Origin of the sequence: Streptomyces rimosus subsp. rimosus (assembly GCF_000720725.1) — a bacterium.
GTDB lineage: Bacteria > Actinomycetota > Actinomycetes > Streptomycetales > Streptomycetaceae > Streptomyces > Streptomyces rimosus_A.
Map to the genome: position 1 here is coordinate 1 of NZ_JOCQ01000159.1, position 14141 is coordinate 14141.

At 73.1% G+C, this 14141-nt stretch carries 9 protein-coding genes; 2 read left to right on the forward strand and 7 right to left on the reverse strand.

The features are described 5' to 3' along the window. Positions 1–29 precede the first annotated feature (29 nt). The 3 genes from IH45_RS0140515 to IH45_RS0140525 all read right to left on the reverse strand — a co-directional run bounded on the left by IH45_RS0140515 (position 30) and on the right by IH45_RS0140525 (position 3413). Positions 30–569: a GNAT family N-acetyltransferase gene (locus tag IH45_RS0140515; RefSeq protein ID WP_030681347.1), complete on the reverse strand. Its 540-nt coding sequence runs from the start codon at positions 567–569 to the stop codon at positions 30–32. Positions 570–751: 182 nt separating this feature from the next. Then, positions 752–1546, reverse strand: coding sequence for a VOC family protein (locus tag IH45_RS0140520; RefSeq protein ID WP_030681351.1), 795 nt, complete (start codon positions 1544–1546; stop codon positions 752–754). 226 nt (positions 1547–1772) lie between these two features. Next, positions 1773–3413, reverse strand: coding sequence for an acyl-CoA synthetase (locus IH45_RS0140525; protein ID WP_030681353.1), 1641 nt, complete (start codon positions 3411–3413; stop codon positions 1773–1775). Positions 3414–3661: 248 nt separating this feature from the next. Here IH45_RS0140525 and IH45_RS0140530 point away from each other — a divergent pair, with 248 nt between their 5' ends. Continuing rightward, a complete protein-coding gene (locus IH45_RS0140530; RefSeq protein ID WP_030681356.1) occupies positions 3662–6082 on the forward strand; it encodes a penicillin acylase family protein in 2421 nt (806 codons plus the stop codon). Between the two features lie 6 nt (positions 6083–6088). On the opposite strand, the gene IH45_RS0140535 is transcribed toward IH45_RS0140530, so the two are convergent. From IH45_RS0140535 to IH45_RS0140545, 3 genes are all read right to left on the reverse strand, one after another. Further along, entirely contained in the window at positions 6089–7654 is a 1566-nt protein-coding gene (locus IH45_RS0140535) for an acyl-CoA synthetase (protein ID WP_107058812.1), read from the reverse strand. Between the two features lie 16 nt (positions 7655–7670). Further along, positions 7671–8774 carry a nitronate monooxygenase gene (locus IH45_RS0140540; RefSeq protein ID WP_030681362.1) on the reverse strand — a complete coding sequence of 368 codons (1104 nt, stop codon included), beginning with the start codon at positions 8772–8774 and terminating at the stop codon, positions 7671–7673. Positions 8775–8893: 119 nt separating this feature from the next. Beyond that, positions 8894–10453, reverse strand: coding sequence for a phytoene desaturase family protein (locus IH45_RS0140545; protein WP_030681364.1), 1560 nt, complete (start codon positions 10451–10453; stop codon positions 8894–8896). A gap of 153 nt (positions 10454–10606) precedes the next feature. On the opposite strand from IH45_RS0140545, the gene IH45_RS0140550 reads away from it, so the two are divergent. Continuing rightward, positions 10607–11920, forward strand: a complete 1314-nt coding sequence (locus tag IH45_RS0140550) for a glycoside hydrolase family 27 protein (protein ID WP_030681367.1) — start codon at positions 10607–10609, stop codon at positions 11918–11920. Positions 11921–11963: 43 nt separating this feature from the next. On the opposite strand, the gene IH45_RS0140555 is transcribed toward IH45_RS0140550, so the two are convergent. Next, a partial coding sequence (locus IH45_RS0140555; protein WP_030681370.1) for a serine/threonine-protein kinase occupies positions 11964–14141 on the reverse strand: 2178 nt, incomplete at its 5' end.

Sequence of the window (14141 nt, forward strand, 5' to 3'; positions counted from 1 at the left end):
CACTCCGACAGCACCACCGCCCCCACCCGCTACCTCCGCCCGCCACCCCTGATCCGGTACAACACGCTCGGCCGCAGCGGGCCTTCGGGCGCGTACGGGTCGTCGAAGTCGTCGGCCGGGTTACGGGTCATGCCGATACGGCGCATCACGGCCTGGGAACGGACGTTGGCGGCGGTCGTGACCGCGAGGATCTCGGGAAGTTCCAGCGTGTCGAAGCCGTAGGCCAGACCCGCCCGGGCCGCCTCAGTGGCGTAGCCCCGGCCCCAGGCCGGGCGCGCGAGCCTCCAGCCGATCTCCACCCCCTTGAACGGCATGTCGTCGTCCGTATCGTCCAGGCCGGCGAAGCCGATGAACTCGCCCGTGGCCCGCACTTCGAGCGCCCACCAGCCGTAGCCGCGCCGGTCGAAGCCGGCCTCGTACCGCTGGACGGAAACGTCGCTCTGTTCGCGGGTGAGCAGGTCGCCCAGGTGCTCCCGCACCTGGGGATCGGCGTTCATCGCCGCCCACGGTCCCAGGTCGGACTCCCGCCACCGGCGGAGGATGAGGCGTTCGGTGTGCAGTTCGGTCATACCGCACAGCCAAGGTGAGCACTGATCCCGAAGCAATCCCATTACGCCGCACCGCTTCCGGACTGCTCCCGGGCCGCCGCCGCACTACTGCCGCCGCGGAACTGCCGCCGTCCGGCGGGTGGGCCGCCCCCGTGGGGCGGCCCACCCGCCTCATCCAGCCTCGGCCCCACCCGGGCCCCGTCTCACCCCTCGCTGGGCGTGATCAGCGAATACACCGCCCCGAACGGATCCCGCAGCATGGCCAGCCTGCCCACGCCCTCGGCGTCCACGGGCGGGAGGACGACTGTCGCGCCGTGCTCCGTGGACTTGGCGACTGTGGCGTCGCAGTCCTCGACGGCGAAGTACGGATGCCACTCCGGCGTCGGCCCGTCGGCGGCGCCCTCCGGCGCCTTCTGCATGATGCCGGCGTGGCCGGCGTCGCCGTCCGGGTCGGTGCCGTGGGGCGAGGCGATCGTGTAGACCATGTCCGCGCCCATCTCCTTGTCGACCGTCTCCCACGCGAAGACCGAGCGGTAGAACATCTTCGCGGCGGCCGCGTCGGTGGTGTACAGCTCGGTCCAGCACAGGGCGTGCGTCGCGCCGACGAGCTCCAGGCCCGGTGTGCCGCCGGGCTGCCAGACGGCGAACTCGGCACCGGCCGGGTCCGTGAACCCGGCCAGCCGTCCGGCGGTGAACACGTCGCACGGGCCGAAGCGGACGGTGCCGCCGGCCTGCTCGACGGACTTGGCCAGGGCGTCCGCGTCCGGTGTGTGGAAGTGGACCGTCCAGGCCGGGCGGGCGCCCTCCTCGGTGAGCGGTCCGGCCCCGGCCACGGTCTTCCCGTCGAGCTGGAAGAAGCCGTACCCGCCGGCGTCCGGACCGGCCGACCGGAAGGTCCAGCCGAAGACGGCGCCGTAGAACGCGGCGGCCTCGTCGATGTCCGGCGCGCCGAGGTCCAGCCAGTTCGGTGCGCCCGGGACGTACTGGGTGGTGAGCATGATGATCTCCTCCGGCGTCCTGTCGTCGCTGCTCGTCACCGCGCGACGCGGGCGTCCGCCGAGCGAGCACGTACGCCTTCGTCACCGGGGAACACGTGGTGTGGCTCGGTGCCTCTCCCCCGGCACTTTCAGCATGGCAGGGGGGTCTGACAATCGCCCTCCGCGGACGTCGGGACGGCCGGTGCGGAGGCCGGGACGGCACCCACCAACGCCGATACCCAGGCCGTCACTCCCGGCCGGAGCCGGAGCCGAAGCCGAACCGCTCCCGGAGTTCACGCTTGAGGATCTTGCCGCTGGCGTTGCGCGGCAGCGCCTCGGCGAACAGCACCCGCTTGGGCACCTGGAACCCGGCCAGCCGCTCCCGGGCCGCCGCGATCAGCTCCGCCTCGTCCGGCGCCGCCGTGCCCGCGCGCGGTACGACCACGGCCGTAACCGCCTCGATCCAGCGCTCGTCCGGCAACCCGATCACCGCCACCTCCGCGACCGCGGGATGCGCGTACAGCGCGTCCTCCACCAGCCGCGAGGCCACCAGCACACCGCCCGAGTTGATGACGTCCTTGACCCGGTCGACGATGGTGAAGTAGCCCGCCGCGTCCCGCACGGCCAGGTCCCCGGAGCGGAACCAGCCGTCCCGGAACGCCGCCGCGGTCTCCGCGGGCTTGTCCCAGTAGCCCGAGCACAGCTGAGGCGAGCGGTAGACGATCTCCCCGGGCTCGCCGTCGGGCACCTCCGTACCCGACGCGTCCACCACCCGCGCCTCCACGAACAGCGCCGGCCGCCCGCACGAGTCCATCCGTCCCTCGTGCTCGTCCGGTCCCAGCACGGTGGCGAGCGGCCCGATCTCGCTCTGGCCGAAGCAGTTGTAGAAGGCGAGGCCGGGCAGCCGGGCGCGCAGCCGTTCCAGGACGGGCACCGGCATGACGGACGCGCCGTAGTACGCCTTGCGGAGGCCGCCGAGGTCGCGGGCGGCGAAATCCGGGTGCTGGGAGAGGCCGATCCACACGGTGGGCGGCGCGAACAGGCTGTCCGCCCGCCCCGCCTCGACCAGATCGAAGATCCGGTCCGGGTCCGGCGCGTCGAGGATGACGTTCTCCGCGCCCACGGCGAGGTACGGCATCAGGAACACGTGCAGCTGCGCCGAGTGGTAGAGCGGCAGGCTGTGCACGGGCCGGTCGGTCGCCTTCAGGTCGAGGGCCACGATGGCCGAGGTGTACGCGTGGACCAGCGCGCCGTGCGTCATCATCGCGCCCTTGGGCAGCCCGGTCGTACCGGAGGTGTAGAGGAGCTGCGCCAGGTCATCGGAGCCCGAGCCGTACGGACCGCCGCTCCCGTACGGCCCGCCGCCCCCGTACGGCCCGCCGGCCCCGTCCGCGTCCTCCGCCCCGTCACCCACTCCGTCACCCACTCCGTCACCCACCCGGAGAAACGCCGTCTTCACCCCCCGCCCCTCCTCCGCACGCTCCAGCAGCGAACCCGCGGCGTCCCGCAACGGCTTGGTCCGAGTCCCGGGCGGCAGCCGGTGCTCCAGCGCCGGATCGGTCAGGACGAGGGAGCTGCCCGACTGCTCGATGATGTAGCGCAGTTCGTCGCCGGTGAGGTTCTGGTTGACGGGTACGTGCACCAGCCCGGCGCGGGCGCAGGCCAGGAAGCCGATCACGTACGCGTCGGAGTTGTGGCCGTACGCGGCGATCCGGTCGCCGGGCTCCGCCCCGCTCTCCAGCAGGGCGAACATGGCGGCCGTCACCCCGTCGTCCAGTTCGCCGTAGGTCCAGGACCGCTCGCCGTAGCGCACCGCCGTGCGATCGGGCGTCCGGTGCGCGCTGCGCCGCAGGACCCCGTCGACCGTGTTCGTCCGCACTCCCGTCATGGCGTGATCCTGTGCCCGGCTCCCGGCGGGGTCAAGGGAGCAGGGCCGCACGGGCGATCCGGCGCACGCGGCGACCGGCCGCACGGGGCGTTCGCGCCAAAGACCGTACGGCGGCGGGCCGGTCGCGGCCGGTCACGGTTATGCTCGGTCATCCGCTCACCGCTCACTGCTCAACCTCCTCACCGTCCCCGCTAGTTGGCACGTTCTCGTGTACGGCATCTTCAGGACCACAGGGAGGATCACCCGATATGCGCGACCGATTCAGAAGGCTCGCCGCGGCCGGGGCGGTGTTGCTGACCGCGGCGGCGCTGTCGCCCGCCCCGGACGCGGCCGCCGCGAAGGCGTCCCACCCGTCGGGCGGCGGCCTCTCGGCCGACATCCGCTACACCGAGTACGGCATTCCGCACATCGTCGCCGGCGACTACCCCGACCTGGGCTTCGGCGTGGGCTGGGCGCAGGCCGCCGACCAGGTCTGCACGCTCGCCGACGGCTTCGTCACCCTGCGCGGCGAGCGCTCCCGGTACTTCGGCGCCGCGGGCCGTACCGACGGCACCCACTCCTCCGCGAGCACCAACCTGACCAGCGACCTCTTCTTCAAGGGGGTACGGCAGGCCGGCACCGTCGGGAAGCTGCTGCGGCAGCCCGCTCCGGCCGGGCCGGGCGACGAGGTGAAGGAGCTGATGCGCGGCTGGGCGGCCGGGTACAACGCCTGGCTGGCGCAGCACGAGATCACCGATCCGGCCTGCGCGGGCAAGGAGTGGGTCAAACCGGTCACCCAGCTCGACGTGGCGGCCAACCTGTACGCGCTCGTGATCACGCTGGGGCAGGCCGACTCGGTGGACAGCATCGTCGCGGCCCGGCCGCCCGCGGCCGGCGCGTCGCCCGGCCCCACCGCGCGGCACAACTCCGAGAGGTCCGTCGCGTCCGTCCGCTCCCGTCTGGCGCGCGGCGACCGGGGCCTGGGCTCGAACGCCGTCGCCTTCCGCGGTGACACCACCGCCAACGGCCACGGCCTGCTCCTGGGCAACCCGCACTACCCGTGGTCCGGTGGCCGCCGTTTCTGGCAGTCGCAGGTGACCATCCCGGGTGAACTGAACGTCGCGGGCGGCCTGCTCCTCGGCGCCCCCACCCCCTCCGTCGGCCACAACTCCCGTATCGCCTGGAGCCACACGGTCGCGACCGGCGTGCCGCTGACCTTCCACCAGCTCACCCTGGCCCCGGCCGACCCGACCTCGTACCTGGTGGACGGGAAGCCGGAGCGGATGACGCGGCGGACGGTGACGGTTCCGGTCAAGGACGGTCCTGACGTCGTCCGTACGCAGTGGTGGACGCGCTACGGCCCGGTCGTCACCGACTACAGCGATCTCGACCTGGCGTGGACGGACCGTACGGCGTACGCGCTGGGCGATCCCAACGCGGCCCAGCTGCGCATGTTCGACTCCGCGCTGGGCCTCGGCAAGGCCCGGGACGTGGCGGGCGTGCAGCGCGCGCTGCGGCGGACGCAGGGCCTGCCCTGGGTGAACACCGTCGCCGCCGACTCGGCCGGCCGTACCCTCTACACCCAGTCGCAGGTGGTGCCGCGCATCACCGACGATTTCGCCGAGCGCTGTTCCACGGCGCTGGGCCGGAAGTTGTACCCGGCCACCGGCCTGGCCGTACTGGACGGCGCGCGCTCCGGCTGCACACCGGGCCGCGACCGGGACGCCGTACAGCCCGGCATCTTCGGGCCGTCCGCGATGCCCACGCTCACGGACGCCCCGTACGCGGAGAACTCCAACGACAGTGCCTGGCTGGCCAACGCGGACCGGCCCCTGACGGGCTATCCGCGTGTCTTCGGCGACATCGGCACCCCGCGCTCGCTGCGCACGCGCGGCGCCATCGAGGACGTGTCCGCCATGGCGGACCGGGGCGACCTGACCCTGGCCGATCTCGGGCGCCAGCAGTTCACCAATCGGGTGCCCGCCGGTGACCTGGCCGCCGCCGACACCGCGCGGGCCTGCGCGGCGCTTCCCGGCGGTACGGCGACCGGCAGCGACGGCAAGGCCGTGGACGTGTCGGAGGCGTGCCGGGTGATCGCCGCCTGGGACCGTACGGTACGGACGGACAGCAAGGGCGCGCTGCTCTTCGACCGGTTCTGGCGCCGGCTGACCGCGACGGTGCGGCAGGCCGACCTCTGGAAGACGCCTTTCGACCCGGATGATCCGGTGCGGACCCCGCGCACCCTGAACACCGCCGTCCCCGGCCTGGCGACCGCGCTCGCCGACGCCGTGGCCGAGCTGCGCGCCGCGCGCATCCCGCTCGCCGCGCCGCTCGGCGAGCACCAGTTCGTCGTACGCAACGGCAAGCGCATCCCGGTCAGCGGCGGCGTGGACGCGCTGGGCGTCTGGAACATGACCGTGGGCCGGTGGAACCCGGCGGACGGTGGCTACACGGAGGTGCGGCACGGCTCCAGCTACATCCAGGCGGTGGGCTTCACGGGCGAGGACGGCGGGTGTCCGGTGACCGCCCGTACGCTGCTGACGTATTCGCAGTCCTCCAACCCGCGCTCGCCGCACTACAGCGACCAGACCGAGCTGTACTCGGCGGGCCGGATGATCCGGTCCCGGTTCTGCGAGCGGGACGTGCTCGCCTCGCCGCAGCTGCGGGTGGAGCACGTACGCCAGCAGTAGCAGGCACTACACGGCGCGCTCCCGGCCCGTCCAGTACGGGTCGCGGAGCCGCCGCTTGTAGAGCTTGCCGTTGGGGTCGCGCGGCATGGCCGCGGTGAAGTCGACGGACCTGGGGCGTTTGTAGCCCGCCAGCCGCTGGGCGCAGTGCTCCAGGATCTCCTCGGCGAGGGCGGGGCCCGCCGCGTACCCGTCGGCGGGCTCGACGACGGCCTTGACCTGCTCGCCCCAGTCGTCGTGCGGGATGCCGAAGGCGGCCGCGTCGGCGACGGCGGGGTGGGCGAGCAGGGCGGACTCGATCTCGGCGGGGTAGATGTTGACCCCGCCCGAGATGATCATGTCGATCTTGCGGTCGCGGAGGAAGAGGTACCCGTCCGCGTCCAGGTATCCGAGGTCGCCGACGGTGAAGAAGTCGCCGATGCGGTTCCTGCGGGTCTTGTCCGCGTCCTTGTGGTAGCTGAAGCCGCCGGTGGTCATCTTCAGGTAGACGGTGCCCAGTTCGCCGGGCGGCAGCCGGTTGCCGTCGTCGTCGAAGACGGCCAGTTCGCTGATCGGCCAGGCCCGGCCGACCGTACCGGGCTTCTTGAGCCAGTCCTCCGCGGTGGCGAACGCGCCGCCGCCCTCGCTCGCCGCGTAGTACTCCTCCACACAGCTCCCCCACCAGTCGATCATCGCCCGTTTGACGTGGTCGGGACAGGGCGCGGCGCCGTGGATCGCGTGCCGCATCGACGTCACGTCATAGCGTGCCCGTACCTCCTCGGGGAGGGCGAGCAGCCGGTGGAACTGGGTGGGGACCATGTGCGTGTGGGTGCAGCGGTACGTGTCGATCAGCCGCAGCATCTCCTCGGGCGTCCACTTGTCCATCAGGACGATCCGGTGCCCGATGTGCAGGGCAGCGCCCGCGAACTGGAGCACGGCCGTGTGGTACAGCGGCGAGCACACCAGGTGCACGTTGCCGTCGAACGGCCGGATGCCGAAGATGCCGAGGAAGCCGCCGAGGTGGGACTCCTCGGGCGGGCGGCCGGACAGCGGACGGCGGATGCCGCGGGGGCGGCCGGTGGTGCCGGAGGTGTAGTTCATCACCCAGCCGAGGGTGCGGTCCTCGGGCGGGGCCTCCGGCTGTCCGTCGAGGAGATCGGTGTACGGCCGGAAGCCGGTCACCTCGCCGACCGCGTAGCGGCGCTCGGGCGGCAGTCCCGCCTCGTCGGCGGCGGCGCGGGCCGCGTCGCCGAACCGTTCGTGCGCGATGAGCGCCTTCGCCCCCGAGTCGGCGACGATCCAGGCGATCTCGGGGCCGACGAGGTGGTGGTTGACCGGCACGAGGTACAGGCCCGCCTGGCTGGCGGCGAGGTAGGCGGTGAAGAACTCGACGCCGTTGGGCAGCACGGCCGCGAAGGCGTCGCCACGCTCCAGTCCCGCGGCGCGCAGCCCGTGCACCAGGCGGTTGCCGGCGGCGTGCAGCCGGGCCGCGGTCCACTCCTCGCCGTCCGGGGCGATCAGGACCGTACGCCCCGGATCGGCGGCGGCCTGGGCCCAGAAGCCGTTCGGGGTTGGTGACGCCATGGATGCCGACATATGTGTCCTCCTCGGCTCAGCCGCGTCCGGCGATGCGGTTGACGCGGTCGACGGTGCGCTCGAACCCGCGGGTGAGGTCGTCGAAGACCGCCTGCACACTGCGTTCCGCGTTCATCTGCCCGACGATCTGGCCGACCGGTGTGCCGAGCAGCGGCTCGACCTCGTACTTCTGGATACGGGAGACGGCTTCGGCGACCAGCAGCCCTTGCAGCGGCATGGGAAGCGGATCGGGGCCCGCCGGGTCGTCCCAGGCGTCCGTCCAGGCCGTACGGAGCTGGCGGGCGGGCTTGCCGGTCAGCGCGCGGGAGCGGACGGTGTCGCCGGAGCCCGCCGCGAGCAGCTTCTCGGTGAGCCGCCGGGAGTGCAGTCCGGCCTCCTCGGTGGTCAGCCAGACGGAGCCGAGCCAGACGCCCTGGGCGCCCAGGGCCAGCCCGGCGGCGATCTGCTCGCCGGTGCCGATGCCGCCGGCGGCGAGGACGGGCAGCGGGTCCACGGCGCGGACGACTTCGGGCGTGAGCACCATGGTGGCGATCTCCCCGGTGTGGCCGCCGGCCTCGTAGCCCTGGGCGACGACGATGTCGATCCCGGCGTCCTTGTGGTGCCGGGCGTGCCGGGGGCTGCCCGCCAGCGCGGCGACGAGGATGCCGTACGAGTGGGCGCGCTCGACGACGTCGGCGGGCGGTGGGCCGAGCGCGTTGGCCAGCAGCTTGACCGGGAAGTCGAAGGCCACGTCGAGCTGCGCGCGGGCGACCTGCTCCAGCCAGCCCGTGATGCGCCAGCCGGACGCCTCGCCGGGCGGCAGTTCGGGCACCCGGTGCTCGGCGAGGGTTTCGGCGACGAAGCGGCGGTGCCCCTCGGGGATCATCGCCTCGATGTCGGCCTCCGAGACGCCCTCGACCTTCTTGGCGGGCATCACGACGTCCAGGCCGTACGGCATGCCGTCGGTGTGCCGGTCGATCCATTCCAGGTCGCGGGCCAGCTCCTCGGCCGCCGCGTAGCGCACCGCACCGAGGACGCCGAAGCCGCCGGCCCGGCTGATCGCGGCGGCGACCGCGGGGAACGGGGTGAACCCGAAGACGGCGTGCTCGACTCCCAGCCGGTTGCTCAGCTCCGTCTGCATGGCCGCAGGATGCCGCAGGGCGCCGTACGAGGGAAGAGATTTTCTGATGCTGCGTCAGCGAAAGCGCCAGGGGTGGCGGGGCCGCCCGATGTGTACGGCCGCGCACGGAAGTGGCCCGGTCACCCGCACTCCAGCACCGCCATGGCCGCATTGTGCCCCGGAATCCCGCTCACCCCGCCGCCCCGGACCGCGCCCGCACCGCACAGCAGCACATTGGCGTGCCCGGTCGCCACGCCCCACCGGGCCGCCGCGCCGTCCCCGTCGGCCTCCGTGCCGTACGGGAACGCCAGGTCCCCGTGGAAGATGTGACCGCCCGGCAGCCCGAGGTCGCGCTCCAGGTCGAGCGGGCTCCTGGCCTCGATGCACGGGCGGCCGTCCGCGTCGGTGGCCAGGCAGTCGGTGAGCGGTTCGGTCAGGACGGCGTCCAGCTGGGCGAGGGTCGCCGCGAGCAGGCGCTCGCGGGTGCCGTCGGGGTCGTCACCCGTGAAGAGGCGGGCCGGGGTGTGCAGACCGAAGAGGGTGAGCGTCTGGTAGCCCTGGCGGACCAGGTCGGTACCGAGGATGGAGGGATCCGTGAGGGAGTGGCAGTAGATCTCGGAGGGCGGTACGGCGGGCAGCGCACCGGCCGCCGCCTGCCGGTAGGCGGTCTCCAACTGGCCGTACGCCTCGGCGACATGGAAGGTGCCGGAGAACGCCAGGCGCGGATCGGCGTCCGGGTCGCGCAGCCGGGGCAGCCGCGTGAGCAGCATGTTGACCTTGAGCTGGGCGCCCTCGGCGGGCTCGGGCGGCCGCTCGCCGAGGAGGGCGGCGAGGGTGTGCGGGGCGGCGTTGACCAGCACATGGCGCGCGCCGACCGTACCCGCGGCGCAGGTCACCTCGGCCGTACGGCCGTCCGTGGCGATCCCGGTCACCGAGCAGCCGGTGATGATCTCGGCACCCGCCGTACGGGCGGCGTCGGCCAGCGCGTCGGTCAGCGCGCCCATGCCGCCGACCGGTACGTCCCAGTCGCCGGTGCCGCCGCCGACGACGTGGTAGAGGAAGCAGCGGTTCTGCGCCAGCGACGGATCGTGGGCGTGCGCGAACGTGCCGATCAGCCCGTCGGTGAGCACCACGCCGCGCACCAGCTCGTCGGCGAATGCGGCCTCGACCGTCTCCCCGAGCGGCCGCTCGAACAGCGCTTCCCAGGCCGCCGCGTCGTCGATACGGGCGCGCAGCGCGGCCCGCGTCGGCAGCGGTTCGGTGAGCGTCGGGAAGACCCGCTCCGCGACGCGGCGCGTCATCCCGTAGAAGCGCTGCCATGCCCCGTACTCCCGGTCCGAGCCGGTGAGCCGGGCGAACGAGGCGCGGGTGGCGCCCTCGTCGGAGCCGACGAACAGTCCCGTGTCCCGGCCGCCGCGCACGGCCGGGGTGTACGAGGACACCGAGCGCTTGCGCACCGCGAAGCGCAGGCCGAGGTCCCGCACGATCTTCGGCGGCAGCAGACTGACGAGGTACGAGTAGCGGGAGAGCCGCGCGTCCACGCCGGGGAAGACCCGGCCGGAGACCGCGGCACCGCCGGTGTGGTCCAGCCGCTCCAGGACCAGCACACTGCGCCCGGCGCGCGCGAGATAGGCGGCGGCCACCAGGCCGTTGTGCCCGCCACCGACGATGACCGCGTCATAGAACGTCCGTTCCGGCATGCCCCTTGGTAACACGCGTCGACCCCCGCCGCCAGGTACGGACGGCTGAATTCCGGGAACCGGCCAGCGCGGCTGCTTGCCCCCTTGCTCGTACGTTCCTACGGTCCGACGATGCGTTGTATCGGCCCGCTCCCTCCCCCCACGAGGTGCCCTGTGCACGATTCGTCGGCGCCGCGTCCCGCGAGACGCACTCTGATCGGCCTGAGCACCGCCGCCCTGTGCGCGGCGGGCGCCCTGTCCGCGACCGCCGCCGTCCCGGCCGCCGCACTCCCCGCCACGGCGGGTGAGGGTGGCGCGCGCGCCGCGGCGGTCTATCCGAACCTCACCCCGAAACCCCCGATGGGCTGGAACAACTGGTCGTACTACATGTGCGACATCAACGAGAAGGTGGTCCTCGACAACGCGCGGGCGCTGGTGAAGTCCGGTCTGGCGGCCAAGGGTTACAACACGGTGACCGTCGACGACTGCTGGATGAGCAAGCAGCGCGACGCCAGGGGCAACCTCGTACCGGACCGGGCGAGATTCCCGCGCGGCATGGCGTTCGTGGGCCGGGAACTGCACCGGATGGGGCTGAAGTTCGGCATCTATGAGGACGTCGGCAACCTGACGTGCGAGAAGTACCCCGGCAGCCTCGGCCACTACCAGCAGGACGCCGACCTCTTCGCCAGGTGGAAGGTCGACTACCTGAAGATGGACGGGTGCAACCTGGCCCCCGCCCCCGGCAAGACGAAGGAGCAGACCTACCACGACGCCTACCGAGCGGTCAGCCAGGCGCTGCGCAACACCGGCCGCGACATCGTCTTCTCCGTCTCGGCGCCCGCGTACTTCCAGTACGACGGCGACCAGGTCTGGCACCGGGTGATCCGCTGGTCCTCGCAGGTCGGCAACCTGTGGCGGGAGGGCCGGGACATCGCGGTGGAGAAGTTCAGCGGTGCCAGGAAGTGGTCCTCGATCAAGTACAACTACGCGTACAACGCCAAGCTGGCGCCCTTCCAGCGGCCGGGCCGCTGGAACGACCCGGACTTCCTGCTCGCCGGTGACTCCGGCCTGACCACCCCGCAGATCCAGAGCCAGATGTCGCTGTGGGCCGTGATGGCCGCGCCGCTGATCTCCAGCACCGACCTGACGAAGATCTCACCGGCCGCGCTGAAGGTCCTCGGCAACCGGGACATCATCGCCGTCGACCAGGACCCGAAGGGCGTCCAGGGGCGCGTCGTCCAGCAGGGCACCGGCTACGACGTCCTGTCCAAGCCGCTGCGCAACGGGGACCACGCGGTCGCGCTCTTCAATTCCGGCGACTCGGCGCGGACGCTCACCACCACGACGAAGACGGCCGGCCTGCCGAAGGCCCGCGCATACGAGTTGCGCGATCTGAACACCGGGCGCACGACCCGGACCGCGGGGAAGATCTCGGTACGGGTACCGGCGCACGCGACGGTGCTCTACCGGGTGCACCCGCGGCGGTGAGCGGACGCCGGGCCGGGTGCGCGGGGGTACGTTCAGCCCGCCCTCAGCCCCGGCCCGGCGTACGCCGCTGCCGCAGCGCGGCGACCCGCCGGTACAGCGCCACCGCTTCGGCGGAGCGCCCGAGCTGGTCCAGGCACTGGGCCTCGTCGCTGCGGCTGGCCAGCGTGTCGGGGTGGTCGGCGCCCAGCACCCGTTCGCGGGCCGCGGCCACCTGCCGGTAGACGGCCAGCGCGTCGGGCCAGCGGCCCAGCCAGCCCAGGGCCACGGCGATCTCCCGGCGACTGACGAGCGTGTCGGGATGGCCCGCGCCCAGCACCTGTTCGCGGAGCGCGGCCACCGACCGGGCCTCGGTCAGCGCTTCCTCCCAGCGTCCGAGGCGGCCGAGGTTCACGCCGAGGCCGTGCCGGGCCCGCAGCGTCTCCGGGTCGGCGGGTCCCTGCGCGGCCGTACGGGCCCCGACGAGATCCCGGTACAGCTCCAGCGCCTCACCGCTGCGCCCGAGCCGCCCGAGGCTTATGCCGACCTCGTACCGGGCGGCGAGGGTGTCGGGGTGGCCGGGCCCCAGCGCCTGGGCACGGTCACCGGCCACCTCCCGGTACGTCTGCAAGGCGTCCGCCCACCGTCCCAACTGCCCCTGCAGGTAAGCGACCTCATACCTGGTGACCAACGTGTCCGGATGCTGCGGGCCCAGCACCCGGGCCCGCGCCGACGCCACGTCCCGCGCCATCCGGTACGCGTCCTCCAGCCGGCCGAGGCGGCTCAGGTTGAACGCCAGGTTGTGCCGGCAGCGCAGCGTGTCCGGGTGCTCGGGGCCCGTCGTGCGTTCCCGGGCCGCGAGGACGGACACGTACACCTGGTGCGCCTCGAAGTGCCGCCCGAGCCGCCCCAGCGCGTACGCCGTCTCCTGGCGGGCGGCCAGGGTGTCCACGTGATCGGGCCCCAGGCTCCGTTCCCGCCCGGCGGCGACCCGCTCGTACTCGCGCAGCGCGTCGGCGGGCCGCCCCGACCGGGCGAGGGTGACGGCCACCTCGAACCGGCTGGCGAGGGTGTCGGGGTGGTCGGGGCCGAGCGCGTGCTCCCGCTCGGCGGCGACGGCGCGGTGCACCTCCCCCGCCTCCGTCCAGCGGCCGAGCCGCCCGAGGCTGAGCCCCGCGTTGTGCCGGGCGGCGAGGGCGGCGAGGTGTTCGGGCGACGGCACGGGCCGCTCGGGGACGTACGGCGCCGGGGTGTCGCGGCTGAGCGGCGGCAGCCCGCTGGTCCACGCCCCGGTGAGCCCGGCGGCCCGGTCGGCGCCGCCCGCCCGCCGCGCGCGGGGGACGGCCGAGGACCCGACGGTCATCCCCTGTGTCCAGGACGGCAGGGACCGCACCACGCGTGTCGCCGTCCGCCCGCCCGCCTCGGCGGGGCCGCCCTCCTCCCCGTACGGAGCACCCTGCGACCGCCGCGCCGTGACCAGCCGCTTGACCAGCTCGGCGGCGTCCCGCGGCCGGTCCTCCGGCCCCTTCTCCAGCAGGTCCAGCACGATCCGCTCGTACGCCTCCGGCAGGTCGGGGCGGCGGAGGCGCGGCGGTTCCGGGGCGGTATCACGATGCCCGACCAGCACCGCCCAGGCGTCGTCGAGGTCGAACGGCGGTGCCCCCGTGGCCAGTTCGTAGAGCACACACCCCAGCGAATACAGATCGCTGCGGTGATCGACCGTACCGGCGCCGATCTGCTCGGGCGACATGTAGTGCGGTGTGCCCATCGCTATGCCGGTGCCGGTCAGCCGGGCGGTGAACCCGATGTCGTGCCCCAGCCGCGCGATCCCGAAGTCGCAGATCTTCACCGTCCCGTCGGCGACCCGCACGATGTTCGCCGGCTTGAGGTCGCGGTGCACGACGGCCTGCTCGTGCGTGTACGCGAGGGCCGCCGCGACCTGCTCGGCGATGTCCGCGAAGTCCGGCACGGGCAGCGGGTTGTGCCGGTTGTCCTCCAGCAGCTGGCTGAGATTGCGTCCGTCGAGCAGTTCCATCACCAGGAACAGGATCCCGTCGTCCGCACCGAAGTCGTGGACGACCGTGATACCGCGGTGCTGAAGCCCCGCCGCCACCCGCGCCTCGCGCCGGAAGCGCTCCCGCAGCACCCGCATGAACGACGGATCGTGCTGCGGCCCCAGCGGCTTGAGGCACTTGACCGCGACCTGCCGCCCCAGGGACTCGTCGCGCGCCCGCCACACCTCCCC

Excerpts from the sequence above, each read along its gene's own strand:
- IH45_RS0140520 (WP_030681351.1), bottom strand. The coding sequence starts at position 1,546 with ATGCTCACCACCCAGTACGTCCCGGGCGCACCGAACTGGCTGGACCTC.
- IH45_RS0140525 (WP_030681353.1), bottom strand. The coding sequence starts at position 3,413 with ATGACGGGAGTGCGGACGAACACGGTCGACGGGGTCCTGCGGCGCAGC.
- IH45_RS0140545 (WP_030681364.1), bottom strand. The coding sequence starts at position 10,453 with ATGCCGGAACGGACGTTCTATGACGCGGTCATCGTCGGTGGCGGGCAC.
- IH45_RS0140535 (WP_107058812.1), bottom strand. The coding sequence starts at position 7,654 with ATGTCGGCATCCATGGCGTCACCAACCCCGAACGGCTTCTGGGCCCAG.
- IH45_RS0140515 (WP_030681347.1), bottom strand. The coding sequence starts at position 569 with ATGACCGAACTGCACACCGAACGCCTCATCCTCCGCCGGTGGCGGGAG.
- IH45_RS0140530 (WP_030681356.1), top strand. The coding sequence starts at position 3,662 with ATGCGCGACCGATTCAGAAGGCTCGCCGCGGCCGGGGCGGTGTTGCTG.
- IH45_RS0140540 (WP_030681362.1), bottom strand. The coding sequence starts at position 8,774 with ATGCAGACGGAGCTGAGCAACCGGCTGGGAGTCGAGCACGCCGTCTTC.